The sequence below is a fragment of the Mesorhizobium sp. B1-1-7 genome (genome assembly GCF_006442705.1).
Classification (GTDB): Bacteria; Pseudomonadota; Alphaproteobacteria; order Rhizobiales; family Rhizobiaceae; genus Mesorhizobium; species Mesorhizobium opportunistum.
The window spans coordinates 293,150-309,629 of the sequence record NZ_VFWQ01000009.1; the positions used below are offsets into that span (position 1 = coordinate 293,150).

A 16,480-nucleotide genomic window follows, 5' to 3' on the forward strand; every position below is an offset into this window, starting at 1 on the left:
GATGGCGCCTTGCGATGACCGTTTTCTGGGGACGCGCATCAGGTCGGTGCCAGCTCGGCTTCAGGTTCCTTGATGTCGGCGCACTTCCCGGCACCGTATGTATCGCCTGCAATCCGTGCTTCCACCACCTTGGCCATAGCCTCCAGATCGACGGTCTTGCCGGCAAACTTCTCGATGGCGCCAACCACGAGATCGGCGGCGATCCAGTCGGGCTTGTGGCCGAGATTGCGCACCCAGATCAGCTCAGCGCCCGATATGTCGCGCGCCAGGCCGACGGAATGGATATGCGCATAGACGACCTTGTCGCGGTCGCCGGAGATGATCACGGTCGGCGCCGTGATCGCGTTGTAGTGCGGTGCCGCGCCGAGCGCATAGCGATAGAGCCCGGCGACGTCGGTGGCGTTGGCGCGAAAGGCCGCCGGCCGCAGCACCAGCGGGATCGAGGCAATGCCGGGATAATTGTCCGGCACCTTGTTGGGCGAAAACACGCAGGTGGTGGCATCGGCCATCTGCAGCGTTCCGGCGGGATAGGCCAGCGTTTCGGAGAACAGCCGGCCGATCACCGGGAGGGTGGTCAGGTCGTAGTACCAGGCAGTCGCGCCGCCCGGCCAGGGATGGGTCGCGGGCGCGAGGAAGACTAGGCCGAGCGTCTTGTCGGCGTGTTCGCGGCCAAAGGCGGCGGTTATGGCTCCGCCGAAGGAATGGCCGACGATAATCGCCTTGCGGATGCCGAGATGATCCATGAGTGCGGCCAGCGTTCTTGCCTGAGCCGACGGATCCTCATTGTTGCCGGGGCCGCGCCCCGACCAGCCGTGCCCCGGCCGATCGAAGAACAGCATTTCGGCGCGTCCTTCGAGCGGTGGCCGCAGCGGCAGCATCTGATCCCGGAGATTGGCACTGGCACCATGGATGAAGACGATCGGCGGCAGGTCCGCATTGGCGGGCGCCGGGACGTGGACATAGTGGATGCGCGCGCCGTTGATGTCGGCGAATTCACCGATCGGCGGATTGCGACGCTCGATCAGCCATGAACCGACGCGGGTGACGCCGACGAAGCCAAAGACAAGCGCCATCAGGAAGGCGAGTGCGGCGGAGATCAGGTTCATTCGGGGAGATACGGGGGTGGAGGGGATAAGTTCTGGAACAGGGAATAGGGAATAGGCAGTAGGGTTTAGGCTGTAGGGGAAGCTCGCGCGTCTAGTGCCTATTCCCTACTGTCTAATCCCCAGTTCAAATCCCTTCGCCGGCAAGCTCTTCCGAAAGCGTCGCGACCTGGTCCTGGGCGCTGCGCATCATCGGGTAGATGACCAGCACCTTCTGCCAGGCCTCGAGCGCTGACTGCTTGTGGCCGGTCAGCGCCATGATCTGCGCCAGACCGGACAGCGCGCCGAAATGGCGCGGCTCGAGCTGCAGCGTATGGTCGATGTCGGACATCGACTTGCCGTAGTTCTTCATCATGAAATGCACCGTGGCGCGCCGGTTCCAGCCTTCGGCGTAGCTCGGCTGCAAGGTCACCACCTGATCGAGGAAATCGAGGGCGACGTCGAACTTCTGGTTCTCGATCGCCTTTTGCGACCACTGCATCATCAGGTCGATCGAGGCGCTGCCCGACTGGGACCATTCGTTCCAGATGTTGCCGGCGATGCGTTCGGCCGCCTTTTCGTTGCGCTCGCGCTTCAGGTCGGTGAACAGCTTGTCGAGCCGATCCTGCTTCGTCATCGGCGCGGCCGGTGCATTCGGGGCTGCCGGCGGAGCCGCCTGGTCATCCGCCATCGCCGGCAGGGCGCCGGCAACGAGCAAAGCTGTCAAGAATGCAAAAAGAATCCGCATCGCCCGATCCTAGTCCCGGGCGGCGGAACATCAAAGTGATTTTAGCGTGAGAGGCCGGCAGGCCGACAAGCATCAATTGGCGGAGGCAAAAAGCCTCCGGCCGAAAACTCAGCCCTGGCGCGCCTTGTAGCGGGGGGCGGTCTTGTTGATGATGTAGACGCGGCCTTTGCGGCGAACCAGCTGGTTGTCGCGGTGACGCGCCTTCAACGCCTTGAGCGAATTCTTGATCTTCATGGTCTTGCCTGTCGGTGTGGACCCGGTCCCGGGTCGAAATTTTAAGGCGCGCCAGAAGACGCGCCTTTGAACTGTGGGTGGCTCATAAACGAGGAGCCTTGTCCGTGTCAACCGCAAGCGTGCTCCACTCCGCCTTATCATCAAATATCCGCCATGTCGGCCTAGCGGCATTGCATGGTCGTGGCCTGGCTGGAATGATCCGCCAGCCGTGACGTGATTTGGGGATGACCATGCGCCGAATTTTCCTGTCCGCCTGCCTTGTCCTGCTGGCGGGGATCTCGATTGTCCAGGCGCAGGAATGCGACCGCTCCGACGACAGCCAGCAAATGATGAACATCTGCGCCGGCGAGGATTACCAGGCTGCCGACGCCAGGCTCAATGCGGCCTACCAGGACCTGATCAGCTCGGACGATGCCGACGGCAAGAGATTGCTGCAGGCGGCACAGCGTGCCTGGATCGCCTTCCGCGACGCCGAGTGCGCGCACTCCACAGCCGCCAGCGCAGGCGGTTCCATTCACGCGATGGCGGTTTCGCAATGCCTCACCAGGCTGACCGATGATCGCACTAGGCAACTCGCCGCCGCGGCCAATTGCGAGGAAGGCGATGTCAGTTGCGCCAGCCCCGACGAGGACAGCGACGAGGTGCAATAGCTCGTGTCCGGGGACTTGTTTTTACGCATGTCGTTCTCCCAAAACCGAGGTCACTTTTGGGCGACATGCATTAAGCCAGGCGGCTGATGCGGGTGAAATGGCCCATCTTGCGGCCTGGGCGCGCCTCGGCCTTGCCATAGAGATGCAGCATCAGATCGGGCTCGGCGAGCAGTTCGGGGACACGCAGCACGTCATCGCCGATCAGGTTCTCCATCACGCAATCGGAATGACGTCTCGGGTCCCCCAGCGGCAGGCCGGCGACGGCGCGGATGTGCTGCTCGAACTGCGAGACGGTGCAGGCGGCCTCCGTCCAATGGCCGGAATTGTGGACGCGGGGGGCGATCTCGTTGGCCAGCAGCGAGCCGTCGGCCAGCACGAAGAACTCGACGCCGATGACGCCGACATAGTCGAGCGCCGACAGGATTTTTGCCGCCGCCGCTCGCGCCGCCTGCGCAGTTTCAGGCCTGATCGCGGCCGGCAAGGTCGAGGTGTGGAGGATGCCGTCGCGGTGGACATTCTCGGCCGGGTCGTAGGCAGCCACGGTTCCGTCCAGTCCACGCGCCGCGATCACGGATATCTCGCGCTCGAACGGCACGAAGCTTTCCAGAATCAGCGGGACATTGCCCATCGCCTCGCAGGTGCCGGCAAAACCGCCGGTTTCCATGTTGCGGAAGACGCGTTGGCCCTTGCCGTCATAGCCCATGCGCCGCGTCTTCAGGATGCCGCTGCCGCCGAATGCCTTCAGCGCCGCCGTCAGTTCGTCGTCAGTGTCGACGGGGCGGAAATCAGCCGTGGCAATGCCGATGTCGTTAAGGAACGTCTTCTCGCCCACCCGATCCTGCGCCACTTCGAGTGCGCGTGGCGGCGGGTAGACCGGCACTTTGGCGGCAAGAGCGCCTGCGGCGGCAACCGGAACGTTCTCGAACTCGTAGGTGACGACGGCACTTGCCGCTGCCAGTTCGGCAAGGGCCGCCGGGTCGTCATAGGCGGCCATTATCTGCCGGTTGGCGACTTGCGCGGCCGGACAATCCGCTTGCGGCTCCAGCACCACGGTGCGGTAGCCGAGGCGGGCGGCTGACATCGCCAGCATGCGGCCGAGCTGGCCGCCGCCAATGATGCCGATGGTGGATCCTAAAGGCAGGCTCACGGCGTGTCCGTCGGCTCGGTCGCGACCTTGGCGGTCTGCGAGGCGCGCCAGGCATCGAGCCGCTGGGCGAGCTTGTCGTCGTTCAGCGCCAGCACGGCAGCGGCCAGCAGGGCGGCGTTGGCCGCACCAGCCTTGCCGATGGCCAGCGTCCCCACCGGAATGCCGGCGGGCATCTGGACGATGGAAAGCAGCGAATCCTGTCCCGACAGCGCCTTCGATTCCACCGGTACGCCGAACACCGGCAGCGGCGTCATCGCCGCCGTCATGCCCGGCAGATGAGCGGCCCCACCGGCGCCGGCGATGATCACCTTGTAGCCGGCAGCCTTGGCGCCCTTGGCGAATTCGTAGAGCCGGTCGGGCGTGCGATGCGCGGAGATGATCAGCCGCGTGTGCGGAACGCCCAGCGCGTCCAGCGTTTCGGCGGCCTGGCGCATGGTCGCCCAGTCGGACTGGCTGCCCATGATGATGGCGACGTCGGCGCGTTGATCGTTCAAGCTAATGCTCCCGGCGACAAAGGCGCGCCTTAGCGGAATTCGCGCGCCACGGCAAGGATACGTGGCCGAAGTGGCCGCGTATTGGCTCACACCGCAGCCTTGCGGAAGCGGGCGACGAAGTCGTCGAGCTCGGGCCGCTCCATGTCGGAGATCGCCCAGTAGGAGAAGGCGCCGTCGCTCCAGTGGACCATCGAGAAGCCGCCCGACGAAAGGTCGTCCGGCTGGGTGGTCTTGCCGCCTTGCTGCGGCTCGGCGACCAGCGTGATCAGGTGCTCGCGGTGCCGGTAGACCAGTGCCGGCACCGGCCGGCCCGATATCACCTCGACCCGGCCGCCGATCAGCGCGAAGCCGTCCTGGGCAAGGTCCGGGGCCGGCGGCGAGACGCCGATCCGGGCATCGAGCCAGGGCTTGACCGTATGGCGGTCGGACGAGACGATGTCGATCGGTCTCGCGGCAAGCAGGCTGCGGCGATGACCGCTGGCGACTGCGGCGGCAAAGCCATCTTCCGCGCCGCTGAACATCGCCCATTGCGTCGCCCCGCTGGCCAGCACCGCGCTGACCATGATCGACGCGGCCATGGCGCGCCAGTCGAACGAGCCGAAACGGCGCGCCCTTGGCGATGGCCGCGCCTGGGAAGGCCGTGTCCCGGGTTCCCGGCGCTGGCCGCCGCCGGCGCCCGCAATCAATCCCGGCAGCGCCGACGGCACGCCCCGCTGCGGCTCCGTCGCCTCGGCCTGCTCCTGCTGTTCGGTGCCGGCCATGCCGATCGCCGCGATGCGGGCCCGAAAGGCATCGCTGACATCGGGGCGCGGCAAGCGGCTCACCGCTCCCCGCAAGGCCACGATGCGGGCATGCTCGGCGGCAAGCCGCGGATCGGCGGCGATGCGCCGCTCCACGGCAAGTGCGGCGGCCGCATCGAGTTCGCCATCGGCAAGGGCATGGATCATCAGTCTGATACCTTCGGGATCATTGGGCAGTCCGTCGTCGTGTGTCATGACGCTCTCCCCAGTTCAGACGCCAGCAGGCCGCGTGCGCGGGCCAGCCTGGACATCACCGTACCGATCGGCACGTCGAGCATGGCCGCTATCTCGCGATAGCTGAGGCCATTGATGTCGCGCAGCACCAGCGTTTCGCGAAACGGCTGCGGCAGTGCGGCGATCGCCGCCTCGAGTGCCGCTGTATCGGCCCTGGCGATCAGGCTCGCTTCCGGGCCATCCTCGTCCGGCAGGCTGGTGCCGTGCGCGGCGGCCATGTCGTCGAGATCGCCGAGATCGCCGACGGCCATCATGCCGCGCGGCCGGTTGCGCGCCATCCAGGTATAGGAGGTGTTGCGCACGATGGTCAGCAGCCAGGCGCGCGAATTGCCGCCGGCATAGCCTGCGATCCCGACATGCGCCTTGATGCAAGCGTCCTGCACGACGTCCTCGGCATCGGCGGCGTTGCCGGTCAGCCAGCGGGCAAGTGCCAGCGCGTCGCCGAGATGCGGCAGCACCACCTCGTTGAAGCGTTCCGCCAGCGCCCTCTCGCTCAAAGCAGCACCATGATCCGATACTCCGGACAAGACCGGGCGTGCCGCCTCAGGACGCGACAGCGAGTTTGCCTTGCTCGCAGGGGTAAAACCCCTGGGAATAGGCAAGGGCGCCTGCCTTGCTGGAAGTGAATTCATCTGCGTCACCGGTGTCAAGCGTCACGGGGGAGAGATCGGTGACCATCATGCGCTCCAACACATGGCGACGGCTGACGCCGCAGCCGTGTTCGCCGGGCTCGCGATGATAGGGCATGCCGATCTCCTCAACGCCAGCAGTGGCGTATGACAAGGAGACTTGCTGTGGCGCCGGTTTATTCCCGCAGCGCGCAAATCAGGCTGTTCACAGTCGCGTGATCAGCCTGATTTAGCCGGTCGATGCTGGTTCCGCGTTCAATCCGGCCAGCGCAAGACGCCGGACGAATCCTTGCGGGCGGCTTTCATCGCATCGGCGGGACGATCCTTCGCGGTCAATATGGCCCGCAGGCGTTCGGCGACGATCTCCGCCTCGCCGGGATGGAGGTTGCAGGGGTCGAGGAAGAAATGGCCGCGCTCGACCTCGTGATTGCGCACGATGATCGGCGGCGAGCCTGCCGCGAGCGCCGAGGCGAGGCCGGCGGCACTGAACCGGCTTTCGGCTGAGACGAAGATCTGCAGCCGGTCGAGCGGATTGGCGGTCGGATCGGGGATGATGTTGGCAAGGATGCCCGGCAGTCCCTGCAAAGCGTCTTTCCAAAGATTGAGCGCAGCCTCCTCGCGGCGGCGGATGCCGGCGTGGTCGCGCTTTTCCCAGGCTTCCAGCGCCGCCATGGTGCCGGCGATGCTCTCCTTGCCGACCTTCATGGCGCGCGCGACGCCTCGGTTCTGCAGATAGGCGGATCGTACCAGGTCCTTGCGTCCGGTGACGATGCCGCTGGTCGGGCCTGAGAGGAATTTGTGGCCGCTGTAGATGACGACGTCGGCGCCGCGCGCGAGGAAGCCGCGCAGATCATATTCGGAAGCGGCATCGACAATCACCGGCACCCCCCTGGCGTGGCAGATCTCGCAGAATTCCTCCAGCGACAGCATGCCGTACTGCACCGTGTGGTGGGCGACGACATAGAGGCCGGCGGCGGTGCGCTCGTTGATCGCTTCGCGCACGTGATAGTCCTGCGTGACGCTGACCGTGCCGGCAGGGATCACTTTGGCGCCGGCGACGCGGACCGACTGGTCGATCGGTGCGCCGTAATTGACGATGTGGCCAAGCTGGATGACGACCTCCGACTTGAGGTCGCCGGTGTCGTCAGGCAGGCGTTCGATGGCGAGCAGGCTGGTGCCCGTCATGGCGCCGGCGATCGCCATGGTGATGCCGCTGGCGCAGCAGGCGGTGATGAAGCCGGCCTCGCCGCCGGTGAGGCGTGCGACGACCGTGCTCGCGGCACGCTGCAGATCGTCCATCTCCACCCATTGCGAGGCCATTTCGGCCATGGCGCTGATCGCTTCGGGAACGATGATCGAGGCGCCCAGCGCGGTCATTGTGCCGGAGACATTGATGATCGGCCGCAAGCCCAGCCGTTCGCGGATGGTGGTGTTGGAGCCGGTGTCGGAATAGGTTTTCATGTCAGCAGGTCCCGTGAATGACAAATCAGGCGGCGGCGATCTCGACGACCGCCTCGATTTCGACAGTGATGTTTCCAGGCAGCGAGCCGACGCCGATCGCCGAGCGCGCGTGGCCGCCGATCTTGTCAAAGACATCGGCGAACAGGTCCGAGCAGCCGTTGACCACCTTCGGATGGTCGCTGAAGGTCGGCGTCGCGTTGACGAAGCCGAGCAGCTTGACGACGCGCACGATGCGGCCGAGATCGCCGGCGGCGGCATGCATGACGGCGAGCAGGTTGAGCCCGGTCAGACGTGCATGCTCATAAGCCTGCTCGATCGTCACGTCCTCGCCGACCTTGCCGGTGCAAAGCGTGCCGTCGGCGCGCAGCGGTCCCTGGCCGGAGAGGAAGATCAGCCGGCCGCTTTCGGCATGGGTGACGAAGTTGGCGATGGGTGTCGGCGGCTCGGGCAGCTTGAGGCCGAGTTCGGCGAGCCGGATGTAAGGCGTCATGGAAGGAGGCTCCCTTGGATGGCTCAGCCATCCGATGTCAAAAATGAACGGCGTCGGCCGTCCAATGTCAGAAATGCGAGGCGCGGAAGCGCGCCAGGAAGGTGCGGAGGCGCTCGTTGCTGTTCTCCGCCGCGAGGATTTCCTTGGGCGGACCAACAGCGCTGACGCCACCATCGGCCATGAAGACGATGCGGCTCGATGCGTCGCGGGCGAAGGCCATTTCATGCGTCACCATCAGCATGGTCATGCCATCCTCGGCGAGGCTGCGCACCACGGCCAGCACCTCGCCGACCAGTTCGGGGTCGAGCGCCGAGGTGATCTCGTCAAGCAGCAGGATTTTGGGCTCCATGGCCACGGCGCGCGCGATGCCGACGCGCTGCTGCTGGCCGCCGGAGAGTTCAGCCGGCAGGCTGTCGGCCTTGTGGGCCAAACCAACGCGGCCGAGCCAGTGTTCGGCCGCCTGGCGCGCCTCGGCCTCGCTCTTTCCCCGCACCTTGGTGAGCCCGAGCATGATGTTGCCGGCCGCCGTCAAATGCGGAAACAGGTTGAAGCTCTGGAACACCATGCCGGTTTCGGCGCGCATCGAGGCCAGGTCGCGCTCGCTGCGGCGCTGGCGCGTTGCGGCCTCGCGGTAGCCGACCTCCTTGCCATCGATGCGGATCGAGCCGCTGTCGTAGCTCTCCAGGAAGTTGACGCAGCGCAGCAGCGTGGTCTTGCCGCTGCCGGAGGGGCCGATGACGGTGACCACCTCGCCACGCTTGACCTCAAGGCTGACGGAACGCAACACCTCGACGGCACCGAAGGCCTTGGAGACATTGCGTACGTCGAGCAGTGCGGGACTGGCGGTTGAGGCTTCGGACATCGTGCTATTCCCGGATGAAGGAGAAGCGCCGCTCGAGCCGCCGGCTGGCGAGCGAGAGCGCGTAGTTGACCGCGAAGTAGATGAGCGCGCCCAGTATATAGAGCGGCATCGCCTCATAGGTGCGGCCGATGACCTGGTTGATGGCCTGCATCAGATCGGTGATGCCGAGCAGCGACACCAGCGCGCTGCCCTTGACCGCATCGGTGACGCCGTTGATCCACGGCGGCAGGAAGCGCCGGAAGGCCTGCGGGAAGATCACATAGGCCAGTCGCTGGCGGAAGGTCAGCCCGATCGCCATCGCCGCTTCGGACTGGCCCTGGGGGATGGAGCCGACGGCGCCGCGCACATATTCCACCACTTGCGCCGTCTTGAACAAGGTGAGCGCGAACACGGCGGCCCAGAACGATGGCAGATGAAGCCCGATCGCCGGCAGGCCGTAATAGACGAAGAACATCAGCACCAGGATCGGGATGCCGCGGATGGTGTCCGAGAAGATGCGCACCGCCCAGCGCAACGGAGTGGGGCCATAGACCAGGCCGACCCCCAGCAGGATACCGGCGATGAGCGACAGGACGACGACCAGCAGCGACACCCACAAGGTCACGGCGAAGCCTTCGGCGAGGAACGGCAAGGCGTAGAAAATCTGGCCAAGCATGTCAGCGCGCCGCCCTGAACCGGCGCTCGACGAGCCTGAGCGCGAAAAGCAGGGCATAGCCGGTGACCAGATACATGGCCGTGGTGACCAGATAGACCTCGACGATGCGGAAGGTGTTGAAGTTGATCCACTGGGCGCCGTAGGTGAGCTCCGGCACCGAGATGACCGAGGCGATCGAGGTGTCCTTGAACAGCGATATGAAGGTGTTGGACAGCGCCGGCAGCGTGATGCGCAGCATGGTCGGCAGGCGCACATGCAGCAGCCTCTGCCACGGTGTCAGCCCGATCGCCTTGCCGGCATCGAGCTGGCCGCGCGGGACGGCTTCGAGGCCCGAGCGAAACACCTCGACCAGATAGGCGCCGCTATAGACCGACAGCGTCAGGACGAACGATGTCGGCGCGCTGTAGGCGAGGTCGACCACGGTCGGCAAGCCGTAGAAGACGAGATAGACCAGCAGGATCAGTGGCACGTTGCGGATGAATTCGACATAGGCGGCGATCACTGCCCGCACCACGCGTCCGGCCGAGACATACCAGACCGCGAGCACCAGCCCGATGACGACGCCGATGGCGATCGAGATCACGGCAAGCTCGAGGCTGAGCAGCAGTCCGCCCCACAGCTTGTCGAAATGCCGCCAGATCAGGTTGAAATTGAGGGCATAGCCCATGCGTCCGCCTCGGTGTGAAGGGCGTCGGAAGAGAGCGGAAGGGCGAATGCCGCCCCTCCGCCTGCTGGGTCAGATGACCGGGAAGCCGGGGTGGCGCGCCGGCGGCTCCTGGCCGAAATAGTCCTTGAAGGCAGCGTCGTAGAGCGCTGTTTCATGGCCGAACATGGCGATGGTGAAGGTCTGGTCGACGAAGGTCAGCCAGTCGAGATCGCCTTGCCGCAGGGCCGCGCCATAGAGCATCGAGTACCAGCTTTTGCCGGCATCGAAATATTTGTCGGGATTGCGCGAGGCGAGCCAGCGCACGGTGGAGAGATCGACCGCGGCCGCATCGACACGCTTGGATTCCAAGGCTTGCAGCACGTTGGCCTGGGTGTCGATCTGCATCACCTGCGCCTGTGGCAAGGCATAATGGACCGAGGTTTCCGCATCGACGTTCTGCAGGATCGAGATGCGCGTCGCCGAACCGCCGGCAAGCAATTTGTCGAAGGTCTTGTTCTCGGCGTTGGGAAGCGTCAGCAAGGCGACGCCTTCGACGTAATACGGCCTGGTGAAGTTGATCAGCTGCGAGCGCTGCGCCGTCATCGTCATGAACTGGATGGTGATGTCGACCTTGTTGGTGGTGACATTGGGAATGCGCTGCGCCGGATCCTGCATGACGAACTCGACCTTGGTCGGATCGTCGAAAAGGCCCTTGGCCAGAATGCGCCCCATGGTGATGTCCATGCCGACCAGCTCGCCGGCATCGTTCTCGAAATGCCAGGGCGCGTTGGTGCTGCCGGTGCCGACGATGAGCTTGCCGCGATCGAGCACGGTGCGCAGCAAGCTGTCGGACGCTGCCTGGGCGGCGGCCTTCTGGGCATCGACGGTTGCCAAAACGCCGGCCGTCGCCAGTCCCGCCATTCCCAATTTCAGAAAATCACGTCTTCCGGATGTGTCGTTCACGGCGACCTCCTTTCGTGTTGTGTTCCCCTATGCACAGGCAAGACACGTCATTGTTTTCACAACGATTGTCTCTTACAAGAGACGTATGTATCCTGTACAAGACAGATACTAACATCAGGAACCGACAATGCAAGATGGCAATGCCCTGGCTGTTTCAGCCGGCGAGAAGATTTCCGGCTCCCGGGAAAAGGGTCTCAACCGGGTGCTCGAAATCCTGGAGTTTCTTCATACGACGCAGCGCGCCATCGGCATCGGCGACCTTGCCAAGGGCGTGAACGCACCGCGCTCGACGACCTACACGCTGGTGCGATCGCTGGTCGACGCCGGCCTGCTGGAAATGGAAGGCGACGGCAACCGCGTCTATTTCGGCAAGAAGCTCTACCTCTACGGGATGGATTATGTGCGCGGTAACGACCTGATGCGGCGCGGGCGCCAGGAGGTCGACAATCTGTCGCGCGAGACCGGCGAGACCTCGGAACTGTGCATGCTGCAAAGTGGCCGCTACACCATCGTCCACGCGAGCCCGGGTACCAGGCCGTTCCGCATCAGTTCGGCCACCGGACTGCAGATACCGCTGCCGTGGACCGCTTCGGGGCGGCTGCTGCTGGCGGGGCTGGATAGGGCCACGATCGAAGCCATGGTGTCGGACGACGATCTTGTGCTGCCCGACGGGCGCAAGCTCAAGCTCGACGATTTCGTCGCCGACATCGCCGAGGCGCGGGTCACCGGCTACTGCGTCACTTCGGGGCTGGTCGATGCCTATACGAAATGCCTTGCCGTGCCGGTCTTTTCAGCGCCGGGCAAGGTCGAGGCGACGATGTGCCTGGTGGTTCCCATCGATACCACCGATGAGCGGACCGCCAGCCTCATCGGCCTGCTGCGCGACCGCGCCGCCAGGCTATCGATCGCCGGATAGGCGAAGCATGATGGAGGACGCTTGGTGCCCGTGGCTCAAGCGATGATGTCGGGAATGATCTTGTCTTCCAACGCCATCAGCCGATCCTTGAGGACCAGTTTCTTCTTCTTCATGCGCTGGATTTGCAGCGGATCGCAACCCATGGCGATCATCGCGTTGATCGCCGCGTCGAAATCGGCGTGTTCCTGCTTCAGCCGGGAAAATTCGAGGCGAATATCGGCCTGTTCCTGATCGGACATTCTCTACCGTCTGCACGTCTGCGGCGCCCAAAACTGGGCCTGATTGGGCGGGGGCGGCAATTTCTGCCACCGGCGCGCAGGCCATATCACATTTCACATTGTCGTGGAATGCTACCACGCAGCATTCGACATCCCAGCCGGAAGGTGGCACAGTGTCATTGTGCCGTCACAGAAGCGACCTGCGGTGGACGTGCCTTTGACGGCTGCAATCGAGGAAACCATGAAAGGGAGAACCAATCATGTCTCTTGCATCCCATCTTGATGAGTTGCAGCGGAAACACGGCGACATCGAACGCGAGATCGATGACGCGATGAACCACCCGTCGGTGGACGACCTCGAAATCGTGAATCTCAAGCGACGCAAGCTGGCACTCAAGGACGAGATTGAAAAACTGAGGGCGACCACGCATTGACGCTCACCTGATATAGCCGCTCGCCATTTGCGATTTTCCTTACCGGCGGCAAGCGCCGCCGGTGTGAGCTTTGGTTTTCACCGCTCCACCATGAGCCGCAGCTAATATCCTTTCCGGTCCGGTATCATGGCGCAAAAGCACAGGATTTGAATCCAGCCGCGCCTTCTGTGCCGAAAACCGCCGGCAGCGAGTTCCCATTGCGCTCATGAATGATGACAACGGCCTTACGCTTGCCGTTCTGGTTTTCCCAAAGGCGACGGTCGAGCCGGTTTTCCTTGCGGTTGGCCGGCTTCACATACCCGCCGAAATGGCCACCAACTACCGGCGCGTGTCATCTGAAGGTCGAACTAAAGCACGCTGATCTAACGTATGATGATCTGGCCGAACGGCTCAAGGAACACGGCTTCAACGAAACAAAGGCCAGCATTGCCAACAAGCTTGCTGGCGCAACTATGTCTGCGCATCTTTCTTGCGGTACTTGCCGCCACTAGCCGGGAGGGCGTAATACTGGAGAACATCTAGGCTTTCAGGGGCGGCTTTGGGGATGCACGAACCAACTTTGGCGCGATTAATAGCTGTGCCATTTTTATTTTTGGTCGTGCTCCTAGCCGCTGCCTGGACCTCCGGGTCTCAAGAAATAATATGCAAGCAGACAATGGGCGGCGAGGAACACTGCGCTCCCTATAACCTCGCGGCGTATTACCTGGTCGAGATCAAAGAGACCATCGACGATAACGATGGGCTTATCACCGCCTTGGCCACCATTGTCATCGCCGCTTTCACTGGGACTCTCTGGAAATCCACCCACGACTTGGGAGTTGCTGGCGAGAGGCAGATGAGCCTCATCGAGGGTAATGCCAGAAAAGAACTTCGCGCTTATCTCACCGTCGTTCCGGACGGAATCAATCAGTTGATCGGTGAGCCCGACGTTATGGGGCATGTCGTGCTGAGAAATGTCGGCAGACTGCCGGCGCGCAACGTGACACTCGTCGTAACAATGGAGTTGTCGCCCGGTCCAGAGCCTGACTCGTTCTTTCGCAGGGAGATTTTTAATATTCGAAAAGTGGCCACGGAATCGGATCGGGTCATCCAACCTGGCGGGGAAATGCGCCAAGGAAGCGAAAAGCCTACCATAGCTATGTCCGAACTCAGTGTGCCCGATCATAACGTCTACGTCTACGGGATCGTCAAATACGACAACGGGTACGGGCGCCGATGCTTCACACGCTTCTGCCACAGGTATGCTACCGCGAGCAGAGACCGTAGTCTCAAAGTGGACAGCAGGCCGAACAAAAGCCGCGCTTTCATTAGCGCAGATAAGGCCCGTTACCACAACTATGGCAACAGTGCAGAGCCTTCCGAGGACACGATGCCTTCCCCATGACAAACAGATGTTCGCGTCGTTCGTGCTGGTCGCTTGTCGCGGTGATCATATGCCTTTTGCTTGGTGCAGGTGTTGCTTGGTCACAGCAACCACCCCAGAGCATCCATCAACACAATGGAAACGCTGACAAACCAGCAAGTGAGAACGCCAACGCAAAGCCAGAAGACAAGACGGCTGCTGCTCAGACCGCCGACGACAACAGCAGCGGCGGGAATGAAGAGAAAGCCCAAACCGACGATAAGCCGAGCATTTCCCGCACGGGTTGGTTCATCAGCATTTTCGAAACTCATGACAAGTTTTGGGTCGCCTTCGGCACTATCGTTATAGCTGCCTTCACGGCCATCCTTGGCTTCTCCACCATATTTCTTTGGCGAGCTACCAGGCAACTGGTTGTCGGGGCTGAGGATACTGCCAGACGGCAGTTGCGACCCTACGTATTTCTCGACCCCCAGAAAGAAATGACATTTGTCCGTCACCCATCTATTTCCGAGACTGTCGAGATTGAAATTCACGTCAGAAACTTGGGCCTGACTCCCGCCCATGACGTCATTGGCATTGGTTGGGTCGCTTTGGAAAAATGGCCCCTGCCCGATAGCTTTACCTTCGTGGGGCCTTTTATCGAGGACCAACCTGTCACGCGAAGCGTCATCCCGCCCAACGGGATGGCTCACTACCACACGGGCAGCGCTCGCTCGATGACTCCCGCCGAATTGGCCGCCATAGAGAGCGGTGAGTTGCGCCTCTACGTCTACGGGCATATTCACTACGCTGATAGCTTCGGCCGCCCGCATTGGACAAATTTCTGCCATGCAAGCACCGCTTTGGGCAAACAAGGCTTCCGCACGGCCACGGCCAAATGCGACCGTCACAATGATGCTGATAGAGAATAGGAAAGCCACGCCCGATCATGCCGGCCACCCGCTGGCATGTGGGTTTAGCCGGTTCGCGCCGCCCGTGCCGTTTGCCGCATATACCTTCCGGTCTCACTTTTTGACCCCGGGTCGTGGACCGTTTCAGGTCCCTGGCGGGGACCAATTGCTGCCAGTGGCGACCTGTCGCCATTGACAAGCCATCTTTGCTCATCCACCTCATGCCCGGACTTCAGCGTATCGGCCCCGGGGAGCGTTCGTGCGTCCAAGTGGACGCATGGGGCTTCAGAGACAAAAGGCTGCCGGCATGACCGGATATTTTTCCTTTCCCTTCCCTCGCCGCACCTCGGTCGGCGTCGATGTCGGCGGCGTGGTCGTCGGCGGCGGCGCGCCGGTCGTCGTGCAGTCGATGACCAACACCGATACCGCCGACATCGACCAGACGGTCGCGCAGGTCGCGGCGCTGCACCGCGCCGGTTCCGAGATCGTGCGCGTCACCGTCGACCGCGACGAGAGTGCGGCCGCCGTGCCGCGCATTCATGAGCGCTTGCTGCGGCTTGGCATCAACGTGCCGCTGGTCGGCGACTTCCACTATATCGGCCACAAGCTTCTGGCCGACCATCCGGCCTGCGCCGAGGCGCTGGCCAAATACCGCATCAATCCGGGCAATGTCGGTTTCAAGGACAAGAGGGACCGGCAGTTCACTGACATCGTCGAAATGGCGATCAAACACGACAAGCCGGTGCGCATCGGCGTCAATTGGGGCTCGCTCGACCAGGAGCTTTTGACCCGGCTGATGGACGACAACCAGGACAAGGGTTTTCCGCTGACCGCGCAGGAAGTCACCCGCGAGGCGATCGTGCAGTCGGCGATCCTGTCGGCCGAGATGGCCGAAGAGATCGGCCTCGGGCGCGAGAAGATCATCCTGTCGGCCAAGGTCAGCGGCGTGCAGGACCTGATCGCGGTCTATACCGAACTTGCCACCCGCTCCAACCACGCGCTGCATCTCGGCCTGACCGAAGCCGGCATGGGTTCGAAAGGCATCGTCGCCTCGTCCGCCGCGATGGGCATCCTCTTGCAGCAAGGCATCGGCGACACCATCCGCATCTCGCTGACGCCGGAGCCGAATGGCGACCGCACGCGTGAGGTGCAGGTGTCGCAGGAGTTGCTGCAGACCATGGGCTTCCGGCAGTTCGTGCCGATCGTCGCCGCTTGCCCCGGCTGCGGCCGGACCACCTCCACCGTGTTCCAGGAACTCGCCCAGAACATCCAGGCGGACCTGCGCAAGAACATGCCGGTGTGGCGTGAAAAATATCCCGGTGTCGAGAACCTCAAGGTCGCGGTGATGGGCTGCATCGTCAACGGTCCGGGTGAATCCAAGCATGCCGATATCGGCATATCGCTGCCCGGCACCGGTGAAACGCCGACGGCTCCCGTCTTCGTCGACGGCAAGAAGGCGGCGACGCTGCGGGGGCCGTCGATCGCATCGGATTTCGAGAAAATGGTCGCCGACTATATCGAGCAGAGGTTCGGTCGCGGCGGCAAGGCCGCGGCAGAGTAGGGC

22 protein-coding genes and 1 pseudogene are annotated in these 16,480 nt (G+C 63.2%); 6 read left to right on the forward strand and 17 right to left on the reverse strand.

Features of this window, described 5'->3' with window-relative positions:
* Nucleotides 1-38: 38 nt before the first annotated feature.
* The 3 genes from FJ978_RS17785 to ykgO all read right to left on the reverse strand — a co-directional run bounded on the left by FJ978_RS17785 (nt 39) and on the right by ykgO (nt 2,064).
* A complete protein-coding gene (locus FJ978_RS17785; protein ID WP_140573117.1) occupies nt 39-1,106 on the reverse strand; it encodes an alpha/beta hydrolase in 1,068 nt (355 codons plus the stop codon).
* A 124-nt stretch (nt 1,107-1,230) separates the two neighbouring features.
* Nucleotides 1,231-1,830, reverse strand: coding sequence for a hypothetical protein (locus FJ978_RS17790; RefSeq protein WP_023763687.1), 600 nt, complete (start codon nt 1,828-1,830; stop codon nt 1,231-1,233).
* Nucleotides 1,831-1,938: 108 nt separating this feature from the next.
* Nucleotides 1,939-2,064, reverse strand: coding sequence for a type B 50S ribosomal protein L36 (gene ykgO, locus FJ978_RS17795; protein ID WP_006327841.1), 126 nt, complete (start codon nt 2,062-2,064; stop codon nt 1,939-1,941).
* A gap of 230 nt (nt 2,065-2,294) precedes the next feature.
* Between ykgO and FJ978_RS17800 the strand changes: the two genes are divergently transcribed.
* Nucleotides 2,295-2,714, forward strand: a complete 420-nt coding sequence (locus tag FJ978_RS17800) for a lysozyme inhibitor LprI family protein (protein WP_140573118.1) — start codon at nt 2,295-2,297, stop codon at nt 2,712-2,714.
* A 70-nt stretch (nt 2,715-2,784) separates the two neighbouring features.
* Here the strand turns inward: FJ978_RS17800 and FJ978_RS17805 are convergent, their stop codons facing one another.
* The 11 genes from FJ978_RS17805 to FJ978_RS17855 form a co-directional block, all read right to left on the reverse strand.
* The gene (locus tag FJ978_RS17805) at nt 2,785-3,861 is read right to left on the reverse strand and encodes a 5-(carboxyamino)imidazole ribonucleotide synthase (protein WP_140573119.1); all 1,077 of its coding nucleotides are present in this window, start codon (nt 3,859-3,861) and stop codon (nt 2,785-2,787) included.
* Nucleotides 3,858-4,355 (reverse strand): 5-(carboxyamino)imidazole ribonucleotide mutase, encoded by a 498-nt coding sequence (purE, locus tag FJ978_RS17810; RefSeq protein WP_013892587.1) that lies wholly within the window; start codon nt 4,353-4,355, stop codon nt 3,858-3,860. The genes FJ978_RS17805 and purE overlap by 4 nt, the downstream gene beginning before the upstream one ends.
* An 86-nt stretch (nt 4,356-4,441) precedes the next feature.
* The gene (locus FJ978_RS17815; protein ID WP_140573120.1) at nt 4,442-5,350 is read right to left on the reverse strand and encodes an anti-sigma factor; all 909 of its coding nucleotides are present in this window, start codon (nt 5,348-5,350) and stop codon (nt 4,442-4,444) included.
* Nucleotides 5,347-5,886 carry a sigma-70 family RNA polymerase sigma factor gene (locus FJ978_RS17820; RefSeq protein WP_140573121.1) on the reverse strand — a complete coding sequence of 180 codons (540 nt, stop codon included), beginning with the start codon at nt 5,884-5,886 and terminating at the stop codon, nt 5,347-5,349. Before FJ978_RS17820 ends, FJ978_RS17815 begins: the two co-directional genes overlap by 4 nt.
* 46 nt (nt 5,887-5,932) lie before the next feature.
* Nucleotides 5,933-6,136, reverse strand: a complete 204-nt coding sequence (locus FJ978_RS17825; protein ID WP_140573122.1) for a hypothetical protein — start codon at nt 6,134-6,136, stop codon at nt 5,933-5,935.
* A 137-nt stretch (nt 6,137-6,273) separates the two neighbouring features.
* Nucleotides 6,274-7,479 (reverse strand): aminotransferase class V-fold PLP-dependent enzyme, encoded by a 1,206-nt coding sequence (locus FJ978_RS17830; protein WP_140573123.1) that lies wholly within the window; start codon nt 7,477-7,479, stop codon nt 6,274-6,276.
* A 25-nt stretch (nt 7,480-7,504) separates the two neighbouring features.
* Nucleotides 7,505-7,969, reverse strand: coding sequence for a RidA family protein (locus FJ978_RS17835; RefSeq protein ID WP_140573124.1), 465 nt, complete (start codon nt 7,967-7,969; stop codon nt 7,505-7,507).
* Between the two features lie 67 nt (nt 7,970-8,036).
* The gene (locus tag FJ978_RS17840) at nt 8,037-8,831 is read right to left on the reverse strand and encodes an amino acid ABC transporter ATP-binding protein (protein WP_140573125.1); all 795 of its coding nucleotides are present in this window, start codon (nt 8,829-8,831) and stop codon (nt 8,037-8,039) included.
* A 4-nt stretch (nt 8,832-8,835) separates the two neighbouring features.
* Nucleotides 8,836-9,486, reverse strand: a complete 651-nt coding sequence (locus tag FJ978_RS17845; RefSeq protein WP_140573126.1) for an amino acid ABC transporter permease — start codon at nt 9,484-9,486, stop codon at nt 8,836-8,838.
* 1 nt (nt 9,487) lies between these two features.
* Entirely contained in the window at nt 9,488-10,153 is a 666-nt protein-coding gene (locus FJ978_RS17850) for an amino acid ABC transporter permease (RefSeq protein WP_013892595.1), read from the reverse strand.
* A gap of 69 nt (nt 10,154-10,222) precedes the next feature.
* Complete coding sequence (locus FJ978_RS17855) at nt 10,223-11,053, reverse strand: transporter substrate-binding domain-containing protein (RefSeq protein WP_181176759.1); 831 nt, start codon at nt 11,051-11,053, stop codon at nt 10,223-10,225.
* A 169-nt stretch (nt 11,054-11,222) separates the two neighbouring features.
* Between FJ978_RS17855 and FJ978_RS17860 the strand changes: the two genes are divergently transcribed.
* Nucleotides 11,223-12,011 carry an IclR family transcriptional regulator gene (locus FJ978_RS17860; RefSeq protein ID WP_140573128.1) on the forward strand — a complete coding sequence of 263 codons (789 nt, stop codon included), beginning with the start codon at nt 11,223-11,225 and terminating at the stop codon, nt 12,009-12,011.
* Between the two features lie 35 nt (nt 12,012-12,046).
* On the opposite strand, the gene FJ978_RS17865 is transcribed toward FJ978_RS17860, so the two are convergent.
* Complete coding sequence (locus FJ978_RS17865; protein ID WP_013892598.1) at nt 12,047-12,250, reverse strand: YdcH family protein; 204 nt, start codon at nt 12,248-12,250, stop codon at nt 12,047-12,049.
* A gap of 239 nt (nt 12,251-12,489) precedes the next feature.
* Here FJ978_RS17865 and FJ978_RS17870 point away from each other — a divergent pair, with 239 nt between their 5' ends.
* Entirely contained in the window at nt 12,490-12,663 is a 174-nt protein-coding gene (locus FJ978_RS17870; protein ID WP_013892599.1) for a YdcH family protein, read from the forward strand.
* A 154-nt stretch (nt 12,664-12,817) separates the two neighbouring features.
* Here the strand turns inward: FJ978_RS17870 and FJ978_RS32835 are convergent.
* Nucleotides 12,818-12,985: pseudogene (locus FJ978_RS32835) on the reverse strand (IS1595 family transposase); the annotation flags it as partial.
* On the opposite strand from FJ978_RS32835, the gene FJ978_RS33240 reads away from it, so the two are divergent.
* Together FJ978_RS33240 and FJ978_RS17880 are read left to right on the forward strand one after the other, a co-directional pair.
* On the forward strand, nt 12,945-13,154 hold the full coding sequence (locus FJ978_RS33240) for a DUF6471 domain-containing protein (RefSeq protein ID WP_246678159.1): 210 nt from the start codon (nt 12,945-12,947) through the stop codon (nt 13,152-13,154). The pseudogene FJ978_RS32835 and the gene FJ978_RS33240 sit on opposite strands and share 41 nt — an antisense overlap.
* Before the next feature lie 164 nt (nt 13,155-13,318).
* Nucleotides 13,319-14,047, forward strand: coding sequence for a hypothetical protein (locus tag FJ978_RS17880; protein ID WP_140573129.1), 729 nt, complete (start codon nt 13,319-13,321; stop codon nt 14,045-14,047).
* Nucleotides 14,048-14,127: 80 nt separating this feature from the next.
* Here FJ978_RS17880 and FJ978_RS17885 read toward each other — a convergent pair whose 3' ends face one another.
* Nucleotides 14,128-14,946, reverse strand: coding sequence for a hypothetical protein (locus FJ978_RS17885; protein ID WP_140573130.1), 819 nt, complete (start codon nt 14,944-14,946; stop codon nt 14,128-14,130).
* A 277-nt stretch (nt 14,947-15,223) separates the two neighbouring features.
* On the opposite strand from FJ978_RS17885, the gene ispG reads away from it, so the two are divergent.
* Nucleotides 15,224-16,477 carry a flavodoxin-dependent (E)-4-hydroxy-3-methylbut-2-enyl-diphosphate synthase gene (gene ispG, locus FJ978_RS17890; protein ID WP_140573131.1) on the forward strand — a complete coding sequence of 418 codons (1,254 nt, stop codon included), beginning with the start codon at nt 15,224-15,226 and terminating at the stop codon, nt 16,475-16,477.
* The last annotated feature ends 3 nt before the right edge of the window (nt 16,478-16,480 follow it).

Excerpts from the sequence above, each read along its gene's own strand:
- FJ978_RS17850 (WP_013892595.1), bottom strand. The coding sequence starts at position 10,153 with ATGGGCTATGCCCTCAATTTCAACCTGATCTGGCGGCATTTCGACAAG.
- FJ978_RS17830 (WP_140573123.1), bottom strand. The coding sequence starts at position 7,479 with ATGAAAACCTATTCCGACACCGGCTCCAACACCACCATCCGCGAACGG.
- FJ978_RS17870 (WP_013892599.1), top strand. The coding sequence starts at position 12,490 with ATGTCTCTTGCATCCCATCTTGATGAGTTGCAGCGGAAACACGGCGAC.
- FJ978_RS17840 (WP_140573125.1), bottom strand. The coding sequence starts at position 8,831 with ATGTCCGAAGCCTCAACCGCCAGTCCCGCACTGCTCGACGTACGCAAT.
- FJ978_RS17815 (WP_140573120.1), bottom strand. The coding sequence starts at position 5,350 with ATGACACACGACGACGGACTGCCCAATGATCCCGAAGGTATCAGACTG.
- FJ978_RS17835 (WP_140573124.1), bottom strand. The coding sequence starts at position 7,969 with ATGACGCCTTACATCCGGCTCGCCGAACTCGGCCTCAAGCTGCCCGAG.
- FJ978_RS17860 (WP_140573128.1), top strand. The coding sequence starts at position 11,223 with ATGCAAGATGGCAATGCCCTGGCTGTTTCAGCCGGCGAGAAGATTTCC.
- FJ978_RS17855 (WP_181176759.1), bottom strand. The coding sequence starts at position 11,053 with ATGGCGGGACTGGCGACGGCCGGCGTTTTGGCAACCGTCGATGCCCAG.
- FJ978_RS17845 (WP_140573126.1), bottom strand. The coding sequence starts at position 9,486 with ATGCTTGGCCAGATTTTCTACGCCTTGCCGTTCCTCGCCGAAGGCTTC.
- ykgO (WP_006327841.1), bottom strand. The coding sequence starts at position 2,064 with ATGAAGATCAAGAATTCGCTCAAGGCGTTGAAGGCGCGTCACCGCGAC.
- FJ978_RS17790 (WP_023763687.1), bottom strand. The coding sequence starts at position 1,830 with ATGCGGATTCTTTTTGCATTCTTGACAGCTTTGCTCGTTGCCGGCGCC.
- FJ978_RS17865 (WP_013892598.1), bottom strand. The coding sequence starts at position 12,250 with ATGTCCGATCAGGAACAGGCCGATATTCGCCTCGAATTTTCCCGGCTG.
- FJ978_RS17825 (WP_140573122.1), bottom strand. The coding sequence starts at position 6,136 with ATGCCCTATCATCGCGAGCCCGGCGAACACGGCTGCGGCGTCAGCCGT.
- FJ978_RS17800 (WP_140573118.1), top strand. The coding sequence starts at position 2,295 with ATGCGCCGAATTTTCCTGTCCGCCTGCCTTGTCCTGCTGGCGGGGATC.
- ispG (WP_140573131.1), top strand. The coding sequence starts at position 15,224 with ATGACCGGATATTTTTCCTTTCCCTTCCCTCGCCGCACCTCGGTCGGC.
- FJ978_RS17785 (WP_140573117.1), bottom strand. The coding sequence starts at position 1,106 with ATGAACCTGATCTCCGCCGCACTCGCCTTCCTGATGGCGCTTGTCTTT.
- FJ978_RS17880 (WP_140573129.1), top strand. The coding sequence starts at position 13,319 with ATGGGCGGCGAGGAACACTGCGCTCCCTATAACCTCGCGGCGTATTAC.